The organism is Nocardia sp. NPDC055050, assembly GCF_053608345.1.
In genome coordinates, this window is the sequence record NZ_JBSGVG010000006.1 from 133,337 (window position 1) to 159,562 (window position 26,226).

Consider the following 26,226-nt stretch of genomic DNA (forward strand, 5'->3'; position numbering starts at 1 on the left):
TGGATTGAACCAACCCACGTTCGCCGCCGAAGACACGCTGCCCCGGGTACCGCTGCCGAGTCTGGACGACAGTTGCGCGCGGTTCCTGCAGTGGTGTCAGCCCCTGCTCGGCGCCGAAGATTACGCCACCACCGAGGGCGCGGTAGCCGAGCTGCTGCGCCCCGGTGGGGCGGGGCGCGCGCTGCACGCCGCCCTGGCCGACTACGACGCCACCCCCGGCGTCGGCAGCTGGCTCGACGAATTCTGGCCGTCCCGGTATCTGGGCCGCCGCGACCGGATCGCGATCAACGCCAACTTCGTGTTCCTGTTCCGCGACGACACCCCCCTGGCGGCGTCGACCCTCGCCGGGCAGACCGAGCGGGCAGCCGCCATCATCGGGGCGGCCGTCGATTACAAGCTGGCACTGGACGCGGAGAAGATCGCGCCGGTGACCCAGCGTGGGCAGGCACTGTCGATGTGGCAGAACAAGTACCTGTTCTCCGAGACCCGGATTCCCGGCGAGATCCAGGACAGCGTCCGCAAGCCCTACAGCCCGGAATGGCCCGGCCCCTCGGATGCCCGGCACATCGCGGTCTTCTACCGCGGCAACATCTTCCGGATGGATGTCATCGGACCCGACGGCGCGCCGTACGCGTTCGACGACGTGGTCGACGGGCTGCGCGCGGTGATCAAGGGCGGTACCAAACCCGCCGCGACCGACACCTCGGTCGGCCATCTCACCACGAAAGCCCGTGCGGCATGGGCGCGCAGCCGGGAAGTGCTGCGCACCGAGCCCGCCAATGTCGAGGCCTTCGACGCGGTGGAGACGGCGCTGTTCTCGGTGTGCCTGGAAGACTTCGCCCCGCGCGACGAACTGCACGCTTGCGATCAGCTGCTCCACGGCGACAGCGGCAATCGCTACTTCGACAAGTCGGTGACGTTCATCGTCTTCGCCGACGGTCAGTCCGGCATCAACATCGAGCACTGCGGACTCGACGGCACCACCGTGCTGTCGTTCGTCGACGCGCTGCTCGAGCGGACCGCCCAGGACCACGCGGCGACCAGCGGCGCGCAATCGCAGGGGCTGCCCTCGGTGGAGCCGATCGAGTTCGTGCTCGACTCCGCCGCCCGCGCCGACATCGCCGCGGCGGGCGCCGACTTCGCCCGCTTCGCCGCCGACACGGCCACCTCGCTGGTGTCGTTCGACGACTTCGGCACCGGCGAGGCCAAGAAGCTGGGCATCTCACCCGATGCCTTCGCTCAGCTCAGCTACCAGCTCGCCCACCGGCGCAGCAAGGGGCTCACCGGCGCCACCTACGAATCCATCGCCACCCGGCAGTTCCGCAACGGCCGCACCGAGGCCATGCGCGTGGTGACCCCGGAGATGGTGGCGTTCGTCGACGCGATGGTGTCCGGCGACGCCGACCCCGCGACCAAGCTGGCCGCGGCGCGCACCGCCGCGTCCGCCCACGTCGCGCGGGCCAAGGAATGCCAAGCCGGGCAGGCACCCGAGCAGCACCTGTGGGAACTGGAGTGGATCCAGCGCCGCCGCGGCGAACAGCTCGGCGTCGCCGAGGAGCGGATCGCGCTCTTCGACAGCCCCGGCTGGACGATCATGCGCGACGACTACCTCTCGACCAGCTCGGCCCCGTCGAAGTACATCCGCTACTTCGGCTTCGGCTCGACCAGCCCGCGCTGCATCGGCATCGCCTACGTGCTGCTGCCGGATCGGTGGAACATCTACCTGGCCACCCCCAAATCGGTGTCCGACCAGATGTACGCCTTCGCCGATCACCTGCGCACCGCCGTAGCCGACCTGCGCGAACTGCTCGCTCAACCGGCGTGATCGTTTCCCGGCGTGCCGCACCGCGCGGTGCGCCGGGAAAACCGCTGGGTCGGGTATGAAACAATCTCTACTCGTGAAGAACTTCGAATCCCTGTTCGCCGAGCTGACCGAGCGTGCCCAGACCCGTCCCGAGGGCTCTGGCACCGTGGCCGCGCTGGACGCAGGCGTTCATTTCCAGGGCAAGAAGGTCCTGGAGGAGGCCGGCGAGATCTGGCTGGCCGCCGAGCACGAGAGCGATGAAGCGCTCGCCGAGGAGATCTCCCAGCTGCTGTACTGGCTCCAGGTGATGATGCTGGGTCGCGGGCTGAAGCTCGAGGACGTGTACCGACATCTGTGACGGCTGATCCGTCCCGATCGACACGTTTCTCACTTCCCCGAAAGGACCCCATTCCCATGTTGCGCGTCGCAGTTCCCAACAAGGGTTCGCTGTCGGAAGCCGCCACCTCCATCCTGAGCGAGGCCGGATACCGCAAGCGGACCGATTCCCGCGATCTCACCGTTCTCGATCCCGCGAACCAGGTCGAATTCTTCTTCCTGCGTCCCAAGGACATCGCCATCTACGTCGGCTCCGGTGAGCTCGACCTCGGCATCACCGGCCGCGATCTGGCGCTGGACTCCGGGTCCCCGGTGAGCGAGCGGCTCTCGCTCGGTTTCGGCCGCTCCAGCTTCCGCTACGCGGCCCCCGCCGGCGAGGACTGGAAGGTCGAGGATCTGGCGGGCAAGCGCATCGCCACCTCCTACCCGAACCTGGTCCGCGCCGACCTCGCCCGCTTCGGCATCGACGCCGAGGTGATCCGCCTCGACGGCGCGGTCGAGATCTCGATCCAGCTCGGTGTCGCCGACGCCATCGCCGACGTCGTCGGATCCGGGCGCACCCTGCGTCAGCACAACCTGGTCGCGTTCGGCGAGTCCCTGTGCGATTCCGAAGGCGTCCTCATCGAACGCACCGGGTCCGACCGCGACGACCGCGCCCGCAACCAGCTCATCAACCGCATCCAGGGCGTCGTCTTCGCCCAGCAGTACCTGATGCTCGACTACGACTGCCCCAAGTCGCTGTTCGACCAGGCCGTCGCGATCACCCCCGGGCTGGAGTCACCGACGGTCTCGCCGCTGACCGATCCCGAGTGGGTCGCCGTGCGCGCCCTCGTTCCCCGCAAGCAGGGCAACGAACTGATGGACCGCCTCGCCGACCTCGGCGCCAAGGCCATCCTCGCCACCGACATCCGCTCCTGCCGGGCTTTCTGAGCCCTGACGACCGGAGGCCCCTCACCTGTGTTCATCCAGGTGGGGGGCTTTCGTGCAGGTGGAGCTTTCGGCGTTCCTACTTCGCCGACAGACTCTCGAGCGCCTCACGAATGAAGCACAACGGGCAGATCGGGTCGAACGGCGCCGTCGGGTAACCGCCGATCACCGGTTGCGCAATCCGCGGCCCCGCTGACGTCTCGGCCGATGCCACGGTCGGGTAGATCCCGATCGACACCGCGACAGCCGCGACGGCCATGGTTCTGGACATGGTGCGATTCATCTGTCTCCTCAGCTCGATGGATGACAACCCGCTACGGCGGTGCACCGACAGGTCGCTACCGAGGGGATTCCCCTACGGACCGAGGGTAGTCGTGGTCGCTTCGACCCCGCGATGGATACCTCGCCGCGAGTAGGCTGGAATCGCAGATTTGTCCGGACAATCAGTGATCGGGGCGAACATGTCGAACAAGAACGAGCACGAAGAGAAGATCGAGAAGGAGCAGGTCGAGCGCGAAGAGGAACGCCGCCGCCTGCAAGAAGAAGAGGATCGTCGCCTGCAGTAGGCCTGCCCCTCGTACATCATGTCACCGATCATTCGGTCAGCGGCGAGATCCGCTCAGGCTGAACGCAATCGGTGTGCCCTCGCGATTCCGTTGCTACCTTGCGTTTTCTCGATGAGGAACAGCAAGGAGTCACCGTGTCGCAGACACAGCCCGAGCCTCGGCCGGGCAGCGCATTCAGCTGGAACGAAGACTGGTTGGCTACTGTCGTCGGGCTCGTCCTGATCGGTCTGGTACTGGTCGGCGCGATCCCCGACTGGCTGGTGCCGTGATGGGGGAGACCGGGACGACGTCGGAAACCGCGGCGTTGCAGGCGAATGCGCGGCCTGTGGTGCGCGACATCGTGGCCGGGATCGTGCTGGTGCTGGCGCTGGGCGCGTTGACGCGGTTCTTCGACACCCATGTTCCGCAGTGGGCCGCGGATACACCCTTCAAGCGGGTCGCGAAGACGGTCGAGTATCCGGTGTACGCGATCGCGATCGGGTTGATCGGCAATGTGGTGCTGAGCAAGATCGGCCTGCGGGACCGGCTTTCGGCCGGTTTCCGGACCGAGTTCTTCATCAAGACCGGGGTGGTCCTGCTCGGCGCTTCGATCAATCTGAAGATCCTGGTGACGGCGGCCGCTCCGTCGATCGTGCAGGCGCTGGCGTTGATCACCATTGTCTTCGGGTTCACCTGGTGGCTGGGCGGGGTGCTCGGTCTCGACGACAAGTTGCGGGCGCTGCTGTCGTCGGCGGTGTCGATCTGCGGGGTGAGCGCGGCCATCGCGGCGGCGGGTGCGGTGCAGGCACGACGCGAGCAGATCGCCTACGCGGCGTCGCTGGTGATCATCTTCGCGCTGCCGTCGATCTTCCTGTTGCCTTGGCTCGCTGATGTTTTCGGGCTTTCCGATGCGGTGGCAGGCGCGTGGATCGGTGGCAATATCGACACCACGGCCGCGGTGGCTGCCGCGGGTGCGCTGGCGGGTGAGCAGTCGTTGCAGATCGCGACGATCGTCAAAACCACGCAGAACGCACTCATCGGTCTCGTGGCGATCGCGCTCACCGCCTGGTTCGCGTTCCGCGTGGATCGTACCGAGGGCGCCGCTCGTCCGAGCCTCGGCGAATTCTGGGCCAGGTTCCCGAAATTCGTGCTCGGGTTCATCGCCGCCTCGATCATCGGCACGCTGTATCTGCAGTCGGTCGACAAGAAGACCGGCGCCGCGCACATCGCCGTCATCAACGACCTGCGCACCTGGTTCCTGATCCTGGCCTTCGTCTCCATCGGTCTGGAGTTCTCGCTGCGCGGGCTGCGCGAAGCCGGGTGGCGGCCGATCGTGGTCTTCGGATCGGCGGCGGTCGTGAATCTCGCTGTCGGCCTGGGTCTTTCGGTGCTGCTGTTCCGCGACTTCGCGGTCTGAGTGCCCGCCGCGGGCAGCCTCAGGAATCAGCCCGGCTGCTCGCGGTCGCCTCGGCCTTGATCTGTTCGAACTGCGCGCCCATCCGCGCGGCCAGTGCGGTCGCGGCCGACAACGGACGGACCATCACCATCAGCTCATCGATCTTGCCGTCCTCGTCGAGGTGGACGAAATCGCACCCGGTGAGGTGCTTGCCGTCCACGGTGGCCTCGAACACCAGGGCGTGATCGCGCCCTTCGCCGATCTCACGCACGTAGCGGAAGTCTTCGAAGACGCGGATCACCGCGCGCAAGATGGCCGCGGTGATGGCCTTGCCGGGATAGGGCTGGAAGGCGACGGGGCTGGTGAAGACCACGTTCTCGGCCAGCAATGCCTCGATGGCCGCTTCGTCTCGTGCTTCGACCGCCGTGCGGAAAGGATGCATCTGTCAGCTCACCTCATATTCAACGAGTTGCATAGGGTGTGCGCAGCTTAACCCGGACAGTGGGTGCGGTCATACGTCTTCGGGGAGACGTTCTGTCACCAGGTCGGCAGGGGCCGGGGCCAGGACCGGCCAGCCCGGGTAGGGCGGTGGCGTGCCGCCGTACTCGGGGCACAGGGGCTTGAAGTCACAGAACTTGCACATCGAGTTGCGAGTGGGCGGGAAGTCCCCGGTTCGGCCCGCGTCGATGATGGCTTGCCACAGCGCGGTGAGGATGCGCTGGAAGCGGTCCAGTTCCTCGCGCTCGGGTGTGTAGGTGAGAATGTTCTTGTCGGCCAGATAGATCAGGCGCAGCTGGGCCGGGACGATGTCGCGGGTGCGCAGGATCATCAGCGCGTAGAACTTGAGCTGGAACAGCGCTCGCGCTTCGTGCAGGGGGCCGGGGGAGCGACCGGTCTTGTAGTCGACAACGCGCAGCAGGCCGTTGGGCGCCACGTCGATGCGGTCGACGAAACCGCGCAGCGGAATATCACCGTCGAGGTCGACCTCGACCCGTTCCTCGAGCGCGTGCGGCTCGAATCGGCGCGGGTCCTCGAGCTCGTAATAGCTCGCGACCAGTGTGCGCACTTCGTCGAACAGCGCCTGCGGACCACCCTCGGCGACGAGCTCGTCCACCCCGTCGCGCTCCGCGCGCACACGCTCCCACGCCCCCGGCACCAACTCGGCGGCTCGTGCCGGCTGACGCTCGGCCGCGGGCAACCCGAACAGATCTTCCAGCACCGCGTGCACCACGGTCCCGCGCACTGCCGCTCGCGACGGCGGTTCCGGCACCCGATCGATCGCCCGCAACCGGTACTTCAGCGGACACTGCTTGAAATCGCTTGCCCGCGAAGGCGACAACGCCGGACGCGACCGATGCACCGGCGCGTCGGCGGTGTCGTCGGTCAGGGGCACGGACAAGGGCGCTGACATGTTTCGCAGGTTAACCGCACACACCGACACGATCGCGCGTCCGCCGCGAAATAGCTGACCCGTCGATCGCGCAAACCGCGGCGCCTGGCAGGCTGACAGGTCCATTCGAAGAACGGGAGATCAATGACGGCCAGACGAACCGGTCCATTCGCTATCGGGGACCGCGTGCAGCTGACCGACGGTAAGGGACGCCTCTTCACCGTGGTGCTCGAGGAGGGTAAGGAATTCCATACCCATCGCGGCGGCATCAAGCACGACGACCTCATCGGCAACGACGAGGGCACCGTGGTGAAGTCGGTCAACGGCACCCCGTATCTGGCCCTTCGCCCGCTGCTCACCGACTACGTGCTGTCGATGCCGCGTGGCGCCGCGGTGATCTACCCCAAGGACGCGGCCCAGATCGTGCACGAGGGCGATGTGTTCCCGGGCGCGCGGGTGCTGGAAGCCGGCGCCGGTTCGGGTGCGCTGACCTGCTCGCTGCTGCGCGCGGTCGGTCCCGAGGGTGAGGTGATCTCCTACGAGATCCGCGACGACCACGCCGAGCACGCCGTCCGCAACGTGGAGACCTTCTTCGGCGAGCGGCCGGCGAACTGGTCGATCACGATCGCCGACGTGGCGCAGTACGAGGGCCCGCAGGTCGATCGCGTCGTGCTCGACATGCTGGCGCCGTGGGACGCGTTGCCCGCGGTGTCGAAGGCGCTGGTTCCCGGTGGCGTGCTGGTGGTGTACGTCGCCACCGTCACCCAGCTGTCGAAGGTGGTCGAGGCGCTGCGTGAGCAGGAATGCTGGACCGAACCTCGCTCGTGGGAGTCGATGGTGCGTGGCTGGCACGTCGTCGGCCTGGCCGTGCGCCCGGAGCATCGCATGCAGGGCCATACCGCGTTCCTGGTGAGCGCGCGGCGGCTGGCCGAGGGCACTGTCACGCCCAAGCCGCAGCGGCGCCCGTCCAAGGGCTGATCACGCGCGGGTGAGCAGGCGGGCGGCGAGCAACGCGGCCGCCGCGCCTGCGAACCAGAGCCCACCGTCGCTGGTGAGGCCCCATCGGGTGGCTTGCAGGATCGCGATCCCGGCGGCGATCACGGTCAGCACGGTGGCGGCCGAGCGGACGCCCCGCACTGCCGCGACCGGCCCGTCCCACCAGCGCAGCGGTGTGTTCTCTAGGCCACGCAGGCCGAGGAACAGCGCGCCGGTGAGTGCGGCGGTCGCGGTGAGCTGCACCGCCGTGAGCAGCCAGAATCCGGATTCGGTGGGTGCGGCGCGGTCGGCGCCCGCCAGGTGGCTGAGTACGAGCACGATGAGCAGGGCGGGCATGTGCCACAGGTACAGCGTCATGGCCCCGGTGTTGCCGATGACGGTCGACCACCAGACGCGCGGGCGGGCGGCGAGACGGCGCAGCCAGGGCGCCACGGCGACGGCGGCGCAGCACAGCATCACCGCGTGCCCGGCCAGCAGCAGCGAGGGCGGCGCCAGATTCGACAGCCGTTGGCCCGGCACGGTGACCATGCTCACCTCGTACGGGCCGACCAGGACCAAGAGCACGTCGACGACCAGAACCGCCGCGGCCAGCACCGCTGCGGTCCGCCGGCGCAGCAGGCCACGCAGATACCCGATCCCGAGCACCGCGGGCACCAGCCAGACGACCATGTTGAGGTAGCCGAGCTCGCTCTGCCCGCCGGTGAGCCGCACCGCGTCGACGATCGCCGTGCCTGTCACGATCACCGCGACCGCGGCGAACATCCGGCCACCGCTGGTGATCCGCGCGGCGAGCAACGGCACGAACGCCAGCACCGCCAGGTACGTGCCGAGAAACCACAGCAGCTGCACGCTCGTCACCGCGAGCGGACGATGCCACCCCGGCGTGAGCACCAGATCGGCCACCACCAGCAGCGCCACCGAGGCGGCCACGAAGTAGCCGAGCGGCCGGACCAGCCGCTGGGTGCGCCGGAAAAGCCAAGCGCCCCATGATGTCCCCGGCCCGATGCCGCGCGCACCCGCGGCCACGCCCGCGAAGAAGAACAGCGGAAGCACCTGCAGAACCCAGGTGAGCGGGCGCAGCATCGGCAGATCGGCGAGCACATTGCCGAAACGCACCTCGGTGCCCGACACCGTCACGGTCAGCATCAGGCAGTGACCGGCGACGACCACCACCAGCGACGAGATCCGCAGCAGATCCAGGAACCGGTCCCGATCGGCCGGGGTGTTCGCGGCCACCACCGCGACACTGGGAACAACGCTCATGCCAGAGACCATCGCAGAATTCGCGCCACGGACACAGCGCGGAACTACCCCGGTCGCTGAGTGGAACTACGCGGGCGTGGACCGCTGGTCGGTGGCGATCGATCCAGCCCGGGTGATCTTGCGGCCTGCGTGCGGTGCACAGCGACGGTACGGCCGGGACGGTACCCGCGGGCCGTCCGGGCCGTGCCGATCGGTCAGGCGGGCGTGCAGGGAGCCTGGGCGAAGCCGAGCAGCAGGCAGCCGCTGGCGTCGGAGAGCTTCCACGTGCCGCCCTCCTGCTGCCAGGTGACCGGGAACGCGGGCGCCGTGCCGTGCGGAGAGGTGATCGTCACATCGGCGGTGGCAGTGTCACCACTGGTCGCGACGTTGTCGACGGCGAAGGTCAGGGTGTAGCCGGCGAGCATGCCGTTCATCTGATCGATGTTGGACTTGTGCGCGTCGCCGTTGACGATCAGTTTCGCCTTGTCGTCGGTGGATACTCCGGGATCGGCGAACTTGATCAGCGTCGCCTTCAGGGAATCGGCGGTGGGTGCCGCGGCGTTGTCACCCGAAGGTGCCGGAGTTGCCGAAACGCTGGACGGAGCGGCCGCGATACTGGTACTGCTCGTGGTGGCATTCGTCGAGGAATCGTCGGAATCGCCGCAACCGGTCAGTCCGACGGTGACGGCGAGCGCCGCAGCGGCGGCGGCGACGGTGACACGGATCGTGCGGGGAGGAAGGAGCATGGACAGCAACCTTTCGACTCGTTGGGCGAGTGCCCCGTACGGGGTGTTAGGGGAGCCTAACAGGTGCAAATGTGTGGTTGATGTCGTACCGACCGTACAAGATGTGATCACGACGAAACCATGTCGGAAAGCGAGAACGGACCGCGCCCGGTAGCGTTGATAGACCGGGACTGGGAGGAGCAGCATCATGAGCCCCAACGAGAATTCGGATTCGGCGGCCTGGCGAGAGCTCGAGGCGGTACGCGCCGAGTCGGCTGCTCTTCGCAGGCAACTCGCCGATTCGCCGGATCGCGCACGCGAATTGGAAGCCAGGATCGATTCGCTGACCATCCGCAACGGCAAGTTGATGGACACGCTCAAAGAAGCGCGCCAGCAGCTGATCGCGTTGCGCGAGGAAGTCGATCGTCTCGGCCAGCCGCCGAGCGGATACGGCATCGTCATCCACGCCTACGAGGATCAGACGGTCGACGTCTTCACCTCCGGGCGCAAGATGCGCCTCACCTGCTCGCCCAACATCGACGCCGACGCACTGGAATACGGCCAGACCGTGCGCCTCAACGAGGCACTCACCGTCGTCGAGGCCGGAAATTTCGACGCCATCGGCGAAATCGGCACGCTGCGTGAGATTCTCGACGACGGCAGGCGCGCCCTCGTGGTCGGCCACGCCGACGAAGAGCGGGTGGTGTGGCTGTCGGGTCCGCTGTCCAAGATCGCCGAATACGACGACATGGCAGACCCCGATTCGCCGATTCGCAAACTGCGCCCGGGTGATTCGCTGCTGGTCGACACCAAGGCGGGCTTCGCGTTCGAGCGCGTTCCCAAGGCCGAGGTCGAAGACCTTGTGCTGGAAGAGGTTCCCGACGTCGACTACACCGACATCGGTGGCCTGGGCCGTCAGATCGAGCAGATCCGCGACGCGGTGGAACTGCCGTTCCTGCACAAGGATCTGTTCCGCGAGTACGCGCTTCGCCCGCCCAAGGGTGTGCTGCTCTACGGTCCGCCCGGCTGCGGTAAGACGCTGATCGCCAAGGCGGTGGCCAACTCCCTCGCCAAGAAGATCGCCGAATCGCGTGGTCAGGATGCCAAGGAAGCCAAGTCGTTCTTCCTCAACATCAAGGGCCCCGAGCTGCTCAACAAGTTCGTCGGCGAGACCGAGCGCCACATCCGCATCATCTTCCAGCGAGCACGCGAGAAGGCCTCCGAGGGCACTCCGGTGATCGTGTTCTTCGACGAGATGGACTCGATCTTCCGCACCCGCGGTTCCGGTGTCTCCTCCGATGTGGAGACCACCGTTGTGCCGCAGCTGCTTTCGGAGATCGACGGTGTGGAGGGTCTCGAGAACGTCATCGTGATCGGCGCGTCCAACCGCGAGGACATGATCGACCCCGCGATCCTGCGGCCGGGCCGTCTCGATGTGAAGATCAAGATCGAGCGCCCCGATGCGGAATCGGCGCAGGACATCTTCTCGAAGTACCTCACCGAGACGCTGCCGCTGCACGAGAGCGATCTGCGCGAGTTCGACGGCGACAAGCAGGCGTGCGTCGAGGCGATGATCGAGAAGGTCGTCGAGCGGATGTACGCCGAGAGCGACGACAACCGGTTCCTGGAGGTCACCTACGCCAACGGTGACAAGGAGGTCCTGTACTTCAAGGACTTCAACTCCGGCGCGATGATCCAGAACATCGTCGACCGGGCGAAGAAGTACGCGATCAAGTCGGTGCTCGACACGGGTAACCCGGGTCTGCGGATCCAGCACCTGTTCGACTCGATCGTCGACGAGTTCGCCGAGAACGAGGACCTGCCCAACACCACCAATCCCGATGACTGGGCCCGGATCTCGGGCAAGAAGGGTGAGCGGATCGTCTACATCCGCACGCTTGTCACGGGCAAGAACGCCTCGGCCAGCCGGGCGATCGACACCGAGTCCAACACCGGTCAGTACCTGTAGTCACGAACCGCGAAGGCCGCGTCCCGGTGGGGCGCGGCCTTCGCGTTTCTGTGCACTTTTTTTCACCGAAACGCTGCGCGGCGGCAAGTGAATAGGGCACGCTTCACTTGTTCGTTTCACCTGATGAGGACTTACGAGGAGCGTTGTCATGGCCGGTTCCGCCGCTGAATTGCTGACCGAGATCATCCTGCAGACCATCCAGAACCTGTTCAGTTCGATCAGCGCCGGCTGATCGAACCAGCCTGCTGCGACGAGGGCCGCGTCTCCCCGAACGGGAGGCGCGGCCCTAGTCGTTGCTCAGCCCTGTGTGGTGGTCACGGCGTTGAAGACCACATCGGCCACCGGGGTGCCGTCGGCGCCGCCACCCGCGACACCGGCGTTGGCGACGTTGGTCAGCGCGTCCAGGCCCTCGGTGATGGTGCCGAAGGGGGTGTAGTTCGGCGGCAGCTGGGTGTCGCGGTAGACCAGGAAGAACTGGCTGCCGTTGGTACCGGGGCCCGCGTTGGCCATCGCGACGGTGCCCGCCGGGTAGACCGCGCCCGCGAGGTTCTCGTCGGTGAACTTGTAGCCGGGGCCGCCCATGCCGGTGGCAGTGGGATCGCCGCACTGGAGCACGAAGATGCCCTGGGTGGTGAGCCGGTGGCAGCGGGTGTGGTCGAAGTAGCCCTCGCTCGCGAGGAAGGCGAACGAGTTCACCGTGCGCGGGGCAGCGGCGGCATCGAGCGCGATCGTGACTGCGCCGCAGGTGGTGTCGAGGGTGGCGGTGTGGCTTGCCGCGGTGTCGATGGTGAGTGCCGGTTCGGTGGGCCACTGCTTGCCGTTGGGCTGACCCGCCGCGGCGGGTGCGCAGCCGGGGATCACTGCCTGCCGCATCGGTGCGGTCTGCGCAGCGGGGGCGAGTGCCACCAGGGCGGCCGCGGCGATGCCGACGCCGACGAGCGCGCGAATGAAGGGTCGGTCCTGCGAAATGCTGGTCACCTTGGCGGGATCTCCTCGAGAGCGGTGCTGCCGGACGATGTACCGCGCATCCTGCCAGTCGCAGCGGCTCGCGTGGGGACAGACCACCGGATCCGGTCCGCTCGTCGTGTGATCGACACAGAATCCTGTGTTTTCGCTAGCGAGTCCGCAACCGCCACAGTGTGGTCGTCTCGGCGGTGCGGGCCGCGGCGAGGGGGTCGTCGCGATCGGTCGCGCGGGGATGGCGCGGCCGCGTGGTGAGCTTGCCGAGCACGGACAGGCCCGCGTCGTCGAGCAGGCGGGGGATGTGGTCGGGCGGGCGCAGGCCGAGCAGTTCGGCGAGGTCGGACAGCACCAGCCAGCCCTCGCCGTGGGGGGTGAGGTGCACGCGCAGGTCGCGGGCGAATTCGGTGAGCATCGACTGATCCTGGTCGTAGACACCGCGTTCCAGGTCCGACGTCGGTACGCCGGGCAGCCAGGGCGGATTGCACACCACGAGATCGGCGCGGCCGGGCGGGTACAGGGCGGGTCCGGTCACGGCGATCGTCCGGCCGAAGCCGAGCCGTTCGGCGTTGTCCTTCGCGCACCGCAACGCCCGCGGGTTGATGTCGGTGGCGACGATCTCGGGGACGCCGCGGGTGGCGAGCAGCGCGGCCAGTACGCCCGTGCCGGTACCGAGATCGAACGCGGTGCGGATTTCGGGATCCAGTGGCGCGTCGGCGACGAGATCGACGTATTCGCTTCGGGTGGGCGAGAACACGCCGTATCCGGGGTACACCCGCGCTCCGAGCGCGGGGACTTCGACACCCTGCTGCTGCCACCGGTAGGCGCTCACCACACCGAGGAGTTCGGTGAAGGTGACCACGCGTTCGGCGTCCGCCGGACCGTACGCCGCCTCGCACGCCGCCGCCACGTCGGGAGCCCGGCGCAGATCGAGCTCGTAGCCCTTGCCCAGCCGGATCAGGAGACTGCCGAGAATGCCCGCCCGGGTGCGCCTTCGGATTCGCTCGTGTTCGTAGAGCGCGCCGAGATCACCGCCTGCGGGCTTCCTCGCCGGCTTGCGATCGGCGCGCCGGCCCAGCGCTTGTAACAGTTGGCGACCATTGTTGTAATCGCCCTGCCACAGCAGTGCCTCACCGGCCCTGATGCGGCGATACGCGTGATCGGCCGAGAGCCGGTCGTCGGCGGTGGTGACGGTGCGCGGCGCGGGCGCGCCGTTCTCCGAATGCCAGACGGCGGTGTGCTGACTGTGCTCTTCGGTCCATGCGATGGTGGACACGGGCTCTCCCGGTGATCGACGGTGCTGGTGACTCGGATGCATCGACGCGATGCCCGACGCCGAGGTCGGTCACTAGCGCGCCGGGATGCGACCGATTGCGTCGTCGAGGGCCGTGTCGAGCGTCACCACTGCTGCCTTTCCGCGGGAGGGATTCCTCATTCTGCCGCATCGGCCCAGGCTGACGTCATCTAGGGCGCATTTTCAGGTCGTTCGTGCTAAATTCTGACCATGCGGCCAGAAAACAAGCCGGATGGGCAACAGCGCTCGTTCATCGAGGAGGCGCGACGGCGGCAGATCATCGCCGCCACCGTCGAGGTCGTATCGGAACTCGGGTACGCCAACGCCTCTCTGGCCCGGATCGCCGAGCGTGCCGGGATCTCGAAGGGGGTGATCTCCTACCATTTCGACGGCAAAGACGAGCTGATGTCGCAAGTCGTCACCCAGCTCTACGTCTCGGGATCGGAGTTCATGGCGCCGATTCTCACCGCGGCGATCGCCGACGGCTACCGGGCGGCCCTGCACGCCTACCTGTCGTCGAATCTGCAATTCATCGACGACAACAAGAGTTACGTGGCCGCCGTCGGCGATATCGTGCTCAACGTGCGCGGCCCGGACGGCACGCTGCGATTCGACACCGCCGACGGTGAGCGGGAGATCATCGCCCCGCTGGCCGCGGCGCTGGCCGAGGGGCAGCGCACCGGTGAGTTCGGTGACTTCGATCCGACCGTGCTCGCGCGGCTGATCCGCGATTCGATCGACGGCGTCGCCGTCCGGGCGGTGCGAGATCCCGATTTCGATGTGCGCCGGTATCGCACGCACCTCATCCGGATATACGACGCGGTGACCAGGAAGGACGACCGATGACGACTACTGCGGTATCCACGGAACCCGGTGTGGCGCGGGAGGTTCCGTCGTTCGCCACGCTCGGCGTCGGTGCGATCGCACTGGTGGCCTCGATCGGTTTGTTCGCGGTGCTCGGGCAGTACGGATTCTTCGGCGACGAGTTGTACTTCCTCGCGGCGGGCGGCCATCACCTGGCGGTCAGCTACGCCGACCAGGGCCCGCTGCTGCCGCTGATCGCCCGGTCGATGGATTGGCTCGCACCGGGTTCGCTGGTGGCACTGCGACTTCCGGCTCTGGTGGTCACGGTGGCGGGCATCGTGCTCGCCGCGGCGATCGCACGGGAGCTCGGGGGCGGGCGGGGCGCGCAGCTGATCAGCGCGGCCGCCTACGCGACGTCACCGTTCCTGCTCGTGCAGGGCAGCCAGCTCTCGACCAACGCGATCGACGGGCCGCTGTGGGTGCTCATCACCTGGCTGCTCGTGCGCTGGGTGCGGACTCGCGCCGATGCGTTGCTGATCTGGGCCGGCATCGTCACCGCGATCGACATGCAGGTCAAATGGCTCATCCCGTTCTTCTGGATCTGCGTCGGAGTCAGCGTGCTCGTCTACGGGCCCCGTGAGCTGGTGCGCAGGCCCGCGCTGTGGATCGGCGCCGCGATCACCGCGGTCGCGATGGTGCCCAGCCTGCTGTGGCAGGCGGCGAACGGATGGCCACAGCTCGCCATGGGCGGCGTGGTCAGCGCCGAGCAGGAGATGATCGGCGGGCGGTTGATCTTCGTGCCGGTCGCACTGCTCGCGGCCGGACTGCTCGGCGCGATCCTGCTGGTCTACGGCACGATCCGGTTGTTCCGTGCGGAATCGCTTCGCCCCTACCGGTTCTTCGGGCTGGTGGTCGTGCTGCTCGTGGTCGCGTTCGTGGCGACCGGCGGGCGGCCCTACTACGCCGTCGGCATCTATCCGATCGCGATGGCGGCCGGGGCGGTCGGGCTGGTCGAGGCGAGGGCCACGTGGCAGCGGATCGCCGCGGTTCCGGTGATCGGGCTCTCGGTCGCGCTCGCCGCGTGGTCGCTGCCCTGGCAGCCGGAGTCCTCGATCCCGCCGAGCACCGGTGGCGCGGACCTGCTGCTGCACGGCAAGTTCGGCTGGTCCGACCTGGCCGCGTCCACCGACCTCGCGTACCGGACATTGTCACCGGCCGAGCGCGCGCACACGGTGATCGTCGCCGAATCCTATTGGCAAGCAGGGGCACTCGAGACCTATCGGCAGCAGTACGGCTGGCCCGCGGTGTACAGCCCGAGTCGTGGGTACGGCTATCTCGGCACTCCACCGGATTCGGCGTCCACGGTGGTCTATGTCGGCGCGCAGCACGAGGAGTTGCGCGCGCACTTCGGATCGGTGACGCCGATCGGCCGGGCCGACGCCCGGCTCGGCTACGCGGGTGCCACCCGTGATGTGACGATCTGGCGCTGCGAACTGCCGGTGCGACCGTGGTCGCAACTGTGGACCGACCTGCGTGAGATGTAGCGCCACAACGTGACCGCGCACGGCCGCCCGTCGGAAGCGGTGGACGGAGTGGGCCGGCGGCCGGGGTGCGGCGGGCCCAGCCCCGCCCCACCAGGCCGTCGCCGCGCCAGGCGTGATCAGCGTTCAGGATCTGCGGATGCGGCGGTAGGTCGGGGTGGCGGTCGCCGCGGTGGCGAGCTCGGCGGCGAGCCAGGCGATGTCGGTGTCGCCGAGTGCGCCCAGCGTCAGGCGCAGATGGTCGCCGGCAGGCTGCTCGCCCGCTTCGAACGGGCCGCCCGGCGCGGCCTTGATGCCCGCGGCGGCGAGGCTGATCATCGCGGCGTTCTCGTCGGAGACCGGGAGCCAGACATTGATGCCGTCGCCCGCGGCCACGACGACATCGTGGCGGGCCAGCGCGCGGCGCAGAACGGTGGCGCGCCTGCGGTATTCGAGGCGCGCGCCCGCGACGGCAGCGCGCGCCCCGGCATCGTGGAGCATCGTCAACAGCACGCGCTGTAGTAGCCGGCTGGACCACCCGGGCCCGAGCATCCGGCGTTCGACCACCGGATCCAGCAGTGCCGCGGGACCACCCGCGACGGCCAGCCGCAGATCGGCGCCGTGGGACTTGGAATAGGAGCGGATGTAGACCCCGCGATCGGGGAATCGCGCGGCCAGGGAGCGCAGCGGGGTGGTCGCGATGCCCGCGGAGTGGTCGTCCTCGATGATCAGCGCGGGGTACGAGCGCAGTATCGCCGCCAGTTCGCGGACTCTGGCGGCGCCGAGGGAGGCGCCGGTCGGGTTGTGGGCGCGCGGTTGCAGGATCACCGCGCGCGGCGCCGGTCCGTCGAACGCGCGCGCGAATTCCTCGGGCCGGAAGCCGGATTCGTCGAGGCGGACGGCGATCGGGCGCGCGCCGAGGCGGGCGAGCAAATCGAGAAACGGCGGGAAGCACGGATCCTCGACGATCACCGGGTCACCGAAGCGCACGTGCGCGGCGAGGAGCCGGTCCACCGCGTCGAGGGCGCCGTCGAGGACGGTCAGCCGTTCGCACGGCCACGGCCAGTCGGCACGCAGCGCCTCGGCGAGTGCGGGCAGCACCGCCTCGCCGAGATAGTGCGCCGAGAGATCGCCCGGCGCGGTATCGCGCGAGAGCGCGTGCAGGGCGGCGGCCAGGTCGGGCAGCAGCGCCGGATCGGGGGTGCCGTGCGACAGGTCGACGCGAAAGGCGTTGTCGGAGTGCGAGTGCAGGCGCTGATACCGTCCGATCGGCGTCTGCAGTCTCTCGCCGACGAACGTGCCCGCCCGCCCGCGCGCGGTGATCGCGCCGGTCGCGGCCAGCGCGCGCCAGGCCTGGCTGACGGTGGCGGGGGACACCCGGAGTTCGCGGGCCACCTCGCGCACGGTGGGCAGCCGGGTACCGGGAGCGAGTGCGCCCGAGCGGATGCGGCGACCGATCGCGGCGGCGATCCCGGCGGCGGTTCGTTCGTCGAGGTCCCCGGCGAAGTCCGCGGGCAGTGCGGTCGGCGAGGCTTCGGTCATGGACTCATTCTGCGGGGTAGTGCGCGGCCGATCCGTGGTGCACGCCAACGTTTACGGCACCGAAACTGTTTCCGCGCTCTTGTAACACAACAGAATCAGTTGTAGGTGCAGTATAACAAAGCATGGGAATCGTCAGAGCGGCGCTCGTCCAGACCACCTGGACCGGTGACAAAGAATCAATGACCACGGCGCACGAGGACTACGCACGGGAGGCGGCGGCGCAGGGTGCGCAGGTGATCTGCTTCCAGGAGTTGTTCTACGGCCCGTATTTCTGCCAGCTGCAGGACACCAAGTTCTACGAGTACGCCGAATCGGTACCGGGCCCGACGACCGAACGGTTCGCGGCTCTGGCCGCCGAGCTGAACATGGTGATGGTGTTGCCGGTGTACGAGCGCGAGATGGACGGGCTGCTCTACAACACGGCGGCTGTGATCGACGCCGACGGCTCCTACCTCGGCAAATACCGTAAGCACCACATCCCGCAGGTGACCGGATTCTGGGAGAAGTTCTACTTCCGGCCGGGCAATCTCGGCTGGCCGGTATTCGATACCGCGGTCGGCAGAGTAGGTGTCTATATCTGTTACGACCGCCATTTCCCCGAGGGCTGGCGAGCGCTCGGCCTCGCTGGCGCCGAAATCGTGTTCAATCCCTCGGCGACGTCGAGGGGGCTTTCCAGCTATTTGTGGAAACTCGAGCAGCCGGCCTCGGCGGTGGCCAACGAGTATTACGTCGGTGCGATCAACCGGGTCGGCATCGAGAGCGAATACGGCGATGACGACTTCTACGGCACGAGCTATTTCGTCGACCCCGAGGGGCAGTTCGTCGGTGAGGTCGCCTCCGATACTTCGCCGGAATTGGTTGTCCGTGATCTCGATATGGATCTGATCAAGATCGTGCGCGAGAGATGGGCGTTCTATCGCGACCGTCGCCCGGAGGCCTACGGACCGTTGGTGAACCCCTGATGCGCACCTTCATCCACGGCGGGACGGTGGTGAGCGCCACCGGTTCCCAGCTCCTCGACGTGCTGATCGACGACGAGACGATTGTCGCTGTCCTGCAACCGGGTTCGACCGCGCTCGGCGCTGATCTCGCGGCCGACGCGGACACGGTGATCGACGCGACCGGCAAGTACGTGATCCCCGGCGGTGTCGACGGGCACACGCACATGCAGCTGCCGTTCGGCGGCACCGAGGCCAGCGACACCTTCGAAACCGGGACCAGGGCAGCGGCCTGGGGCGGCACCACCACGATCGTCGACTTCGCGGTGCAGAAACCGGGCCAGCGGGTGCAGGACACCCTCGCGGAATGGCACGGCAAGGCCGCGGGGCAGTGCGCGATCGACTACGGATTCCATCAGATCATCGGCGACGTCAACGACGAATCCCTCAAGGGGATGAGCGAACTCGTCAGCGAAGGCGTCACCAGCTTCAAGCTGTTCATGGCCTATCCGGGGGTCTTCTACTCCGACGACGGCCAGATCCTGCGCGCCATGCAGTCCGCGGGCGACCTCGGTGCGCTGATGATGATGCACGCGGAGAACGGCATCGCCATCGACGTTCTCGTCGAACAGGCCCTCGCGCGCGGCGACACCTCGCCCTACTTCCACGGCACCAGCCGTCCGTGGCAGATGGAAGAAGAAGCAACCCATCGCGCGATCATGCTGGCGCAGTTGACCGGTGCCCCGCTGTATGTGGTGCACGTCTCGGCGAAACAGGCGATGCAGCAGATCGTGACCGCGCGTGACAACGGGCAGAACGTGTTCGCCGAGACCTGTCCGCAGTACCTGTACCTCTCACTCGAAGAACAGCTGGGCGCACCGGGTTTCGAGGGTGCCAAGTGGGTCTGCTCGACACCGCTGCGCTCGCGCGCCGAGGGGCATCAGGACGAGCTGTGGCGGTTCATCCGCACCGGCGACGTCACCGCGGTGAGCACCGACCACTGCCCGTTCTGCATGAAGGACCAGAAAGAGCTCGGTGTGGGCGATTTCAGCAAGATCCCGAACGGGATCGGCGGGGTCGAGCACCGGATGGATCTGCTGTTCCAGGGCGTCAAGGACGGGCGGATCTCGCTCGAACGGTGGGTGGAGGTCTGCTGCACCACCCCGGCCCGGATGTTCGGCATGTACCCGCGCAAGGGTGTGATCAGCCCGGGTGCCGACGCCGATGTCGTGATCTACGACCCCAACGGGCACACCAGCATCGGCCTCGGCAAGACCCACCACATGAACATGGACCACTCGGCGTGGGAGGGCTTCGAGATCGACGGTCATGTCGACACGGTGCTGTCGCGCGGCCGGGTGATCGTCGACGGCGGCGCCTACCACGGCCGCGCCGGGCACGGCCGGTTCCTCCGGCGCGGCCTGTCACAGAACCTGCTGTAGAAACCAACTGCCGAAACGGAGAGTGCCGATGGACATCGGAGTCGTCCTGCAGTGCACACCACCCTCGTCGCGGGTGATCGAACTGGCCAGAGTGGCCGAAACCCACGGGTTCTCGCACGTGTGGACCTTCGACTCGCACCTGCTCTGGCAGGAGCCCTATGTGATCTACAGCCAGATCCTGGCCGCCACCCGGAAGGTGACCGTGGGGCCCATGGTCACCAACCCGGCCACCCGGGACCAGACGGTGACCGCGTCCGTGTTCGCCACGCTCAACGAGATGTTCGGTAACCGCACGATCTGCGGCATCGGGCGTGGTGACTCGGCGGTCCGCACCGTCGGGAACAAGCCGACGACGTTGGCCACCCTGCGCGAATCGGTGGAGGTGATCAGGGAACTGGGCAACGGTCGCAGCGCCCGCGTCGGTGACGTCGAGGTGCGATTCCCGTGGGCCGCCGATTCGCGGCTCGAGGTGTGGGTGGCCGGATACGGGCCCAAGGCCCTCGAGCTCACCGGGCAGGTCGCCGACGGGTTCATCCTGCAACTCGCCGACCCCGACATCACCGCATGGACCATCGGCAAGGTGCGTGCGGCGGCAGCGGCGGCAGGCCGAGATCCGCTGTCGGTGAAGATCTGTGTCGCCGCGCCCGCCTACGTCACCGACGGATCGCAGGCCGCCCTGGAACACGCCCGTGACCAGTGTCGCTGGTTCGGCGGCATGGTCGGCAACCACGTCGCCGACATCGTCGCGAAATACGGTACGGGCGGCGATGTTCCAGCGGCGCTGACCGACTACATCGCCGGCAGGCAGGGCTACGACTACAACCAGCACGGGCGGGCGGGCAACACGCATGCCGATTTCGTGCCCGACGAGATCGTGGACCGGTTCTGCCTGATCGGGACCCCCGACGAGCAGCTCGCCCGGCTGTGGGAGCTCGAGCAGCTCGGCGTCGGCCAGTTCGCGGTATATCTGCAGCACGATGCCAAGACGGCCACGCTCGAGGCCTATGGCGAGCAGGTGCTGCCGCGGCTGAATCGGCAGGTCACCGCGATCCGAGCGGCCGGTCTGTCATGATCGCCGGGCAATTGCCGGTGGGAGTGCGCCGGTGACCACCGGGACCATCGATCCGGCGACAGCTGTGGTGCCGCAGAAGGTCCGAGCCTCCACGCCCGGTCGGACCCGGTTGCTGCGCGCGGTCTACGGGGTGAGCGCGTTCGTGCTCGTGGCGGTGATCTGGGAGCTGGTGAAGGTGCTGGTGCCCGCCGACGGCGTGAGCATCGCGGGCACCCGAGTACTCCCTCGCACCAGCGACGGCGCGCTCCCGCACGTCTGGGCGGTGTTCACCGTGCTCGGCGACGCGGACGGTCAAGGCACCGTCGGCGCGACACTGCTGCGCACGGCGATGTTCACGTTGGGTCTGTCGTTGCTCGCGTTGTTGCTGGGCGCGGTGGTCGGCGTGGCGCTGGCGGTCGCGATGCAACGGTTCGGCTGGCTCGAACGCGGCCTGCTGCCGTATGTGGTGCTGTCACAGACGGTTCCGCTGATCGCGCTCGCGCCGCTGGTGGCGGCCTGGGGCGGCAAACTGTCCATCGGTGGTGAGCCGTGGCGGCCGTGGATGAGCATCGTGGTGATCGCGGCCTATCTCGCCTTCTTCCCGATCGCCATCGGGATGCTGCGCGGGCTGCAGGCGCCGTCGGCGGCCTCGGTCGAATTGATGCGGAGCTGTTCGGCCGGGTGGTGGGCGACGTTGACGCGCTTGCGGTTTCCCGCCGCTGTTCCCTCGTTGATTCCGGCGCTGCGCCTGGCCGCGGCGGCCGCGGTGATCGGCGCGGTCGTCGCCGAGATCTCCACCGGCACCGCGGGCGGGATCGGGCGCCAGATCATCGTGTTCTCCCAACAGGCCACCGGCGATGCGGCCCGGCTGTACGCCGCCGTGCTCGCCGCCGCGTTGCTCGGCGTCGTCCTCACCGCGCTGGTCGGTCTGGTGGAGCTGGCGCTACGCCGCTACAGCCACCCGCCGGGCACCGACACGGTGAGCGAGGGCTGATGAGCGCCGCCGAAACACTCTCCACGACAACGTTTCAGGAAGAAGTACCCATGACCACCTCAGTCGCCGAACCCGGCAGCCCGGGGTCACCGGTCTCGGCCGCGGTCGAGCTGAGCCATCTCGGCAAGACCTTCGCCGCCGGTGCGGTGACGGCACTGTCCGATGTCTCGCTCACCGTCGCGGCGGGCGAATTCGTCTCGCTCATCGGACCTTCCGGCTGCGGCAAGTCCACCCTGCTGCGGATCGTCGCCGATCTCGAGACGCCCAGCAGCGGCAGTGTCACCGTGCACGGCAAGCCGGCGCGGCAGGCACGGATCGATCAGGACTACGGCATCGCGTTCCAGCAGGCCGGTCTGCTCGACTGGCGCACGGTCGCGGCCAATGTCGAACTGCCGCTGGAATTGCACAAGGTGCCGAAGGCGCAGCGCAAGGCGCGCAGTGCCGAACTGCTCGCCATGGCCGGGCTCAGCGAGTTCGCCGACCGGTATCCGGCCGAACTGTCCGGCGGCATGCAACAGCGCGTCGCGATCGCCCGCGCGCTGGCCCGCACACCGTCGCTGCTGCTGATGGACGAACCGTTCGGTGCGCTCGACGAGATGACCAGGGAACGCATGCAGGGCGAGTTGCTGCGCATCGCGGGGGAGACCGGCGCCGCCGTCGTGTTCGTCACCCACTCGATTCCCGAGGCGGTGTACCTGTCGGACCGGGTGGTGGTGCTGTCCGCACGACCGGGCCGGATCAGTGACATCGTGGCGACCGGCGGCTGGGATCGCGAGGCGGGCACCGATGTCCGGGCGTCCGCGCAGTTCTTCGCCGCCGTCGCCGCGGTGCGCGCGGCCCTGCGCGGCGAGCACGACGACACCGCCGTGGCCGGACGGGATCTGCGATGAGGACTTGGTTGCCGCCGGTCCTGGTCGGCATCGTCGTCCTCGCGCTGTGGCAGGTGCTCACCGTGGTGGCGGGCGTGCCCTCGTTCCTGCTTCCCGCGCCCAGCGCTATCGCCGCTCAGTTCGTCGAGAACGCGGGCCGGATCCTGGACGCCTCGCTCGCCACCGGCACGAACGCGCTGATCGGGTTCGTCGCCGGGACGGTGCTCGGCCTGGCCGCCGCCGTTCTCGCGGTGCGATTCGGCGTGATCGACGGGCTGCTGACGCCGCTGGCCGCCGCCGCTGCCACGGTGCCGATCGTGGCGCTGGCACCACTGCTGAACTCGATGTACTCCACCACCACCGAGACGCCGCGACGGCTCGTGGTCACCATCGTCGTGTTCTTCCCGGTGTTCGTCAGCACCGCTCGCGGACTGCGGCAGGTGCCGAAGGTGCAAGCCGACCTGATGACCTCCTACGCCGCGTCGGGATGGCAGATCACCCGCACCGTGCGCCTGCCCGCCGCGCTGCCGCACCTGTTCACCGGACTGCGGATCGCGGCCCCCGGCGCGGTCATCGCGGCCATCATCGCCGAATACTTCGGCGGCCTGCAGAACGGACTCGGCAGCCGGATCACCTCCGCCGCGGCCAACACCGCCTATCCGCGGGCCTGGGCCTACGTCGTCGGTGCGATGTGCGTGGGCCTGGTGTTCCTGGCCGCCGTCCTGCTGCTCGAACAACTCACCCGTCGACCCCGAACCCCACTGCTGTCCACGATCCGATGAGGGAGATCAATCCATGACCGAGACCGCACTCCGGTTGCGCACCGCGCTGGCGCTGGTCGCCGTGGCCGCCGCCGCGCTGACCGGCTGTAGTACCACCGACAGTGGCTCCGAGACCACCGCCGACGGCCTCACCAAGGTGACCCTGCAGCTGCAATGGTTCAAACAGGGGCAGTTCGCGGGCTACCTGGCCGCGGTGGACCAGGGCTTCTACAGGGAACAGGGCCTGTCGGTGGAGATCCTCGACGGCGGCACCGACATCGTCCCCCAGACGGTGCTCGCCCAGGGCCAGGCCGACTACGCGGTGGCCTGGGTACCCAAGGCCCTCGCGTCGCGGGAGGCGGGCGCCGGGATCACCGAGATCGCTCAGATCTTCCAGAAATCGGGCACCAAGCAGGTCTCGTTCAAGTCCGAGAACATCGCCGGGCCCGCCGCACTGCGGGGCAAGACCGTCGGAAACTGGGGCTACGGCAACGAATTCGAGCTCTTCGCCGGGATGACCAAGGCGGGCATCGACCCGGCCAAGGACGTGAAACTGGTCCAGCAGCAGTTCGACATGAACGCCTTTCTCGCCAAGGACATCGCCGCCGCTCAGGCCATGTCCTACAACGAGTACGCCCAGCTGCTCGAAACCAAGAATCCGGCCACCGGAAAGCTCTACACCGCAGACGATTTCACCACCATCGACTGGAACGACGAAGGTGTGGCCATGCTGCAGGACGCGCTGTGGGCCAACACCGAGAAGCTGAAGGACAGCAAGTACCAGGATCAGACAGTGAAGTTCCTGACCGCCTCGCTCCAGGGCTGGGCGTTCTGCCGCGACAACCTCGACAAGTGCCGCGACATCACCGTCGCCGCGGGCGCCACGCTCGGCGCCGGGCACCAGCAGTGGCAGATCAACGAGGTGAACAAGCTGATCTGGCCCTCACCCGCGGGCATCGGCACCCTCGACAAGACCGCATGGGATCGCACGGTCTCGATCGCCAGGAACACCAAGAACGCCGAGGGCGCAACGGTTCTCACCAAGAACCCCGATGCCGACGCCTACACCACCGAGTACGTCACCAAGGCGCTGGACCGATTGAAGGCCGCGGGGGTGGACGTGACGGGCGCGAGCTACCAGCCCGCGCAGGTCACCCCGACCGAGGGCGGTAAGTAGTTCACCCGCGCGCGACGGTCCATCGCACGGCCGATGGACCGTCGCCGTGCGTTCAGCGCGGAGTCAGGCCGATGACCACACCGCCCTGCTGCCAGGTCTGGTAGATGTCGGCCTTGGACGGTTCGCCGTCGGGGAGGTAGCCGATGCCGTTGAACTTCGCGTTCTGCTCGTTGTCGCGCGCGATCACCGCGAACAGCTCCAGAACGTGCTGTTCGTCGGTGTACACGGTGGCGGTGAAGGTTTCGGGTGCCCCGCCACGCGACAGGCGCACCTGCGCGCCGCCCTGGAGATTCTTCACCCACGGCCGCAGAGCCGTGCCGATCAGCAAGTCGCCGCCGTGCACGGTGTAGGCCACCGGGACGTCGTAGACAGTGCCGGATCTGCGGCCGACCACATGCAGGGTGGCCAGCCGTTTGCCGACGATGCCGGACAGCACCGGCACCTTCAGCAGGCCGCGGATGAGGGTATTGAGCTGGGACTGAAAGGAGCGGATCGGCTCGGGGCCGGTGGTCGTCGGTGTGCCGTAAGGGTTTTCGGGAGACGCGGAATCGCTCATGGTCCCAGTATCGCCACGTGCGAGCGTGCCCGCAGTACAGGTGACCTACGCTGCGAAGATGACATCTGGGCAGACCGAGATCTGGCACAACCCGCGCTGCACGAAGAGCCGCAACGCCACCGCGCACCTCGACGCGGCCGGCGTGGAATACACCGTGCGCCGCTACCTCGATGATCCCCCGACCGTCGAGGAACTGCGGGCGGTGCTCACGCGGCTGGGTGCGCAGCCCTGGGATATCACCCGCACCGGCGAGCAGATCGCCAAGGATCTCGGAATGGCGGAATGGGGGCGCACCGAGGCCGACCGGGACCGGTGGCTGAACGCGTTGGCACAGCATCCGAAACTGATCCAGCGGCCCATCGTGCTCACCGCCGACGGCGGCGCGGTGGTGGCGCGCGACGAGGAATCGCTGCGCGCGCTCGACTGAGTCAGGGCCGCGCGCCGTCGTCTCCGATGAGCAGACCGTCCAGGACCGCTCGCGTGTCGGGAACGAACGGCCACGCCGGATCACGCAGGTGCGCACGCAGTTCGGCATCGGTCCACCACCAGCCGTCCGCGATCTCGGACGGCTGGTGGACGAACGGACCGTCGCAGCGGTACTCGTAACCGAACAGGTGGCAACGCAGCGCGCGACCCGCCCAGTCGCCGTCCCAGGACGCGGTGGCGCGCAACGGAAGTACCGTGCCGGCGGGGACGGCGATGCCCAGCTCCTCGCGAAGTTCGCGGATCGCGGTGTCGGACGGGTTCTCACCGGCGTCGACCACCCCGCCCGCGAGGCAGTCGTGCATGCCCGCGAAGACGAGTTTGGTGTCGGTGCGCCGGTGGACGTACACGCGGGTTCCGTCGGACGATCGCACGAGAACGCCCGCGCTCGCGTGCCACAGGCCGTCGCGGTAGACGGTGCCTCGATCGGCCTCGCCGATCACCAGCCCCTCGGCGTCGTAGACGGCGAGCAGTTCGTCTTCCGGATTCGCTGACACCGCCCGAG

28 protein-coding genes are annotated in these 26,226 nt (G+C 67.9%); 18 read left to right on the forward strand and 10 right to left on the reverse strand.

What is annotated here, in order from left to right; translation table 11 throughout:
• The first annotated feature begins 4 nt into the window (after nt 1-4).
• From ACWGCN_RS08750 to hisG, 3 genes are read left to right on the forward strand one after another with little or no spacing between them, the layout of a single operon-like run.
• The gene (locus ACWGCN_RS08750) at nt 5-1,825 is read left to right on the forward strand and encodes a choline/carnitine O-acyltransferase (protein WP_378988170.1); all 1,821 of its coding nucleotides are present in this window, start codon (nt 5-7) and stop codon (nt 1,823-1,825) included.
• 55 nt (nt 1,826-1,880) lie between these two features.
• Nucleotides 1,881-2,162: a phosphoribosyl-ATP diphosphatase gene (locus ACWGCN_RS08755; protein ID WP_266290031.1), complete on the forward strand. Its 282-nt coding sequence runs from the start codon at nt 1,881-1,883 to the stop codon at nt 2,160-2,162.
• Between the two features lie 56 nt (nt 2,163-2,218).
• A complete protein-coding gene (gene hisG, locus ACWGCN_RS08760) occupies nt 2,219-3,070 on the forward strand; it encodes an ATP phosphoribosyltransferase (protein ID WP_378627402.1) in 852 nt (283 codons plus the stop codon).
• Between the two features lie 76 nt (nt 3,071-3,146).
• On the opposite strand, the gene ACWGCN_RS08765 is transcribed toward hisG, so the two are convergent.
• Entirely contained in the window at nt 3,147-3,350 is a 204-nt protein-coding gene (locus ACWGCN_RS08765; RefSeq protein WP_452457562.1) for a hypothetical protein, read from the reverse strand.
• Between the two features lie 148 nt (nt 3,351-3,498).
• Between ACWGCN_RS08765 and ACWGCN_RS08770 the strand changes: the two genes are divergently transcribed.
• From ACWGCN_RS08770 to ACWGCN_RS08780, 3 genes are all read left to right on the forward strand, one after another.
• A complete protein-coding gene (locus ACWGCN_RS08770) occupies nt 3,499-3,633 on the forward strand; it encodes a hypothetical protein (protein ID WP_378988163.1) in 135 nt (44 codons plus the stop codon).
• 134 nt (nt 3,634-3,767) lie between these two features.
• Complete coding sequence (locus ACWGCN_RS08775; RefSeq protein ID WP_266290015.1) at nt 3,768-3,902, forward strand: hypothetical protein; 135 nt, start codon at nt 3,768-3,770, stop codon at nt 3,900-3,902.
• A complete protein-coding gene (locus tag ACWGCN_RS08780) occupies nt 3,902-5,029 on the forward strand; it encodes a YeiH family protein (RefSeq protein WP_452457563.1) in 1,128 nt (375 codons plus the stop codon). Before ACWGCN_RS08775 ends, ACWGCN_RS08780 begins: the two co-directional genes overlap by 1 nt.
• 19 nt (nt 5,030-5,048) lie before the next feature.
• Here the strand turns inward: ACWGCN_RS08780 and ACWGCN_RS08785 are convergent, their stop codons facing one another.
• On the reverse strand, nt 5,049-5,450 hold the full coding sequence (locus ACWGCN_RS08785; protein ID WP_452457564.1) for a nuclear transport factor 2 family protein: 402 nt from the start codon (nt 5,448-5,450) through the stop codon (nt 5,049-5,051).
• Between the two features lie 69 nt (nt 5,451-5,519).
• Nucleotides 5,520-6,419 (reverse strand): RecB family exonuclease, encoded by a 900-nt coding sequence (locus ACWGCN_RS08790; RefSeq protein WP_452457565.1) that lies wholly within the window; start codon nt 6,417-6,419, stop codon nt 5,520-5,522.
• Between the two features lie 123 nt (nt 6,420-6,542).
• Between ACWGCN_RS08790 and ACWGCN_RS08795 the strand changes: the two genes are divergently transcribed.
• Nucleotides 6,543-7,376 carry a tRNA (adenine-N1)-methyltransferase gene (locus ACWGCN_RS08795; protein WP_358121145.1) on the forward strand — a complete coding sequence of 278 codons (834 nt, stop codon included), beginning with the start codon at nt 6,543-6,545 and terminating at the stop codon, nt 7,374-7,376.
• Here the strand turns inward: ACWGCN_RS08795 and ACWGCN_RS08800 are convergent, their stop codons facing one another.
• A complete protein-coding gene (locus ACWGCN_RS08800; RefSeq protein WP_452457566.1) occupies nt 7,377-8,657 on the reverse strand; it encodes an acyltransferase family protein in 1,281 nt (426 codons plus the stop codon). It lies immediately after the preceding gene.
• 194 nt (nt 8,658-8,851) lie between these two features.
• Entirely contained in the window at nt 8,852-9,382 is a 531-nt protein-coding gene (locus ACWGCN_RS08805) for a hypothetical protein (RefSeq protein WP_378627413.1), read from the reverse strand.
• 187 nt (nt 9,383-9,569) lie between these two features.
• Between ACWGCN_RS08805 and arc the strand changes: the two genes are divergently transcribed.
• Nucleotides 9,570-11,330, forward strand: a complete 1,761-nt coding sequence (gene arc, locus ACWGCN_RS08810) for a proteasome ATPase (RefSeq protein ID WP_056809924.1) — start codon at nt 9,570-9,572, stop codon at nt 11,328-11,330.
• A 297-nt stretch (nt 11,331-11,627) separates the two neighbouring features.
• Here the strand turns inward: arc and ACWGCN_RS08815 are convergent, their stop codons facing one another.
• Nucleotides 11,628-12,308: a peptidylprolyl isomerase gene (locus ACWGCN_RS08815; protein ID WP_387443273.1), complete on the reverse strand. Its 681-nt coding sequence runs from the start codon at nt 12,306-12,308 to the stop codon at nt 11,628-11,630.
• Between the two features lie 136 nt (nt 12,309-12,444).
• Nucleotides 12,445-13,566 (reverse strand): methyltransferase, encoded by a 1,122-nt coding sequence (locus tag ACWGCN_RS08820; protein ID WP_452457567.1) that lies wholly within the window; start codon nt 13,564-13,566, stop codon nt 12,445-12,447.
• A gap of 228 nt (nt 13,567-13,794) precedes the next feature.
• Between ACWGCN_RS08820 and ACWGCN_RS08825 the strand changes: the two genes are divergently transcribed.
• A complete protein-coding gene (locus ACWGCN_RS08825; protein ID WP_452457568.1) occupies nt 13,795-14,430 on the forward strand; it encodes a TetR/AcrR family transcriptional regulator in 636 nt (211 codons plus the stop codon).
• Nucleotides 14,427-15,932 (forward strand): ArnT family glycosyltransferase, encoded by a 1,506-nt coding sequence (locus tag ACWGCN_RS08830; RefSeq protein WP_452457569.1) that lies wholly within the window; start codon nt 14,427-14,429, stop codon nt 15,930-15,932. Before ACWGCN_RS08825 ends, ACWGCN_RS08830 begins: the two co-directional genes overlap by 4 nt.
• A 123-nt stretch (nt 15,933-16,055) precedes the next feature.
• Here the strand turns inward: ACWGCN_RS08830 and ACWGCN_RS08835 are convergent, their stop codons facing one another.
• Nucleotides 16,056-17,450, reverse strand: a complete 1,395-nt coding sequence (locus tag ACWGCN_RS08835) for an aminotransferase-like domain-containing protein (RefSeq protein ID WP_449965513.1) — start codon at nt 17,448-17,450, stop codon at nt 16,056-16,058.
• A 122-nt stretch (nt 17,451-17,572) separates the two neighbouring features.
• Here ACWGCN_RS08835 and ACWGCN_RS08840 point away from each other — a divergent pair, with 122 nt between their 5' ends.
• Genes ACWGCN_RS08840 through ACWGCN_RS08870 form a run of 7 tightly spaced genes read left to right on the forward strand, consistent with a single transcriptional unit; the run spans nt 17,573 to nt 24,682 of the window.
• The gene (locus ACWGCN_RS08840; protein WP_378988135.1) at nt 17,573-18,412 is read left to right on the forward strand and encodes a nitrilase-related carbon-nitrogen hydrolase; all 840 of its coding nucleotides are present in this window, start codon (nt 17,573-17,575) and stop codon (nt 18,410-18,412) included.
• A complete protein-coding gene (hydA, locus tag ACWGCN_RS08845; RefSeq protein ID WP_387443285.1) occupies nt 18,412-19,830 on the forward strand; it encodes a dihydropyrimidinase in 1,419 nt (472 codons plus the stop codon). Before ACWGCN_RS08840 ends, hydA begins: the two co-directional genes overlap by 1 nt.
• 28 nt (nt 19,831-19,858) lie before the next feature.
• Nucleotides 19,859-20,902, forward strand: a complete 1,044-nt coding sequence (locus ACWGCN_RS08850; RefSeq protein WP_452457570.1) for a TIGR03842 family LLM class F420-dependent oxidoreductase — start codon at nt 19,859-19,861, stop codon at nt 20,900-20,902.
• 31 nt (nt 20,903-20,933) lie between these two features.
• Complete coding sequence (locus ACWGCN_RS08855; RefSeq protein ID WP_452457571.1) at nt 20,934-21,875, forward strand: ABC transporter permease; 942 nt, start codon at nt 20,934-20,936, stop codon at nt 21,873-21,875.
• A 50-nt stretch (nt 21,876-21,925) separates the two neighbouring features.
• On the forward strand, nt 21,926-22,765 hold the full coding sequence (locus ACWGCN_RS08860) for an ABC transporter ATP-binding protein (protein ID WP_452457572.1): 840 nt from the start codon (nt 21,926-21,928) through the stop codon (nt 22,763-22,765).
• Entirely contained in the window at nt 22,762-23,526 is a 765-nt protein-coding gene (locus tag ACWGCN_RS08865) for an ABC transporter permease (RefSeq protein ID WP_378988120.1), read from the forward strand. The genes ACWGCN_RS08860 and ACWGCN_RS08865 overlap by 4 nt, the downstream gene beginning before the upstream one ends.
• A 13-nt stretch (nt 23,527-23,539) precedes the next feature.
• Nucleotides 23,540-24,682 (forward strand): ABC transporter substrate-binding protein, encoded by a 1,143-nt coding sequence (locus tag ACWGCN_RS08870; protein WP_452457573.1) that lies wholly within the window; start codon nt 23,540-23,542, stop codon nt 24,680-24,682.
• 52 nt (nt 24,683-24,734) lie between these two features.
• Here ACWGCN_RS08870 and ACWGCN_RS08875 read toward each other — a convergent pair whose 3' ends face one another.
• A complete protein-coding gene (locus ACWGCN_RS08875) occupies nt 24,735-25,238 on the reverse strand; it encodes a nitroreductase/quinone reductase family protein (protein WP_378988114.1) in 504 nt (167 codons plus the stop codon).
• Between the two features lie 58 nt (nt 25,239-25,296).
• Here ACWGCN_RS08875 and ACWGCN_RS08880 point away from each other — a divergent pair, with 58 nt between their 5' ends.
• On the forward strand, nt 25,297-25,665 hold the full coding sequence (locus ACWGCN_RS08880; protein WP_387443295.1) for an arsenate reductase family protein: 369 nt from the start codon (nt 25,297-25,299) through the stop codon (nt 25,663-25,665).
• 1 nt (nt 25,666) lies between these two features.
• Here the strand turns inward: ACWGCN_RS08880 and ACWGCN_RS08885 are convergent, their stop codons facing one another.
• Nucleotides 25,667-26,218 (reverse strand): NUDIX hydrolase, encoded by a 552-nt coding sequence (locus ACWGCN_RS08885; protein ID WP_378988108.1) that lies wholly within the window; start codon nt 26,216-26,218, stop codon nt 25,667-25,669.
• Between the last annotated feature and the right edge of the window lie 8 nt (nt 26,219-26,226).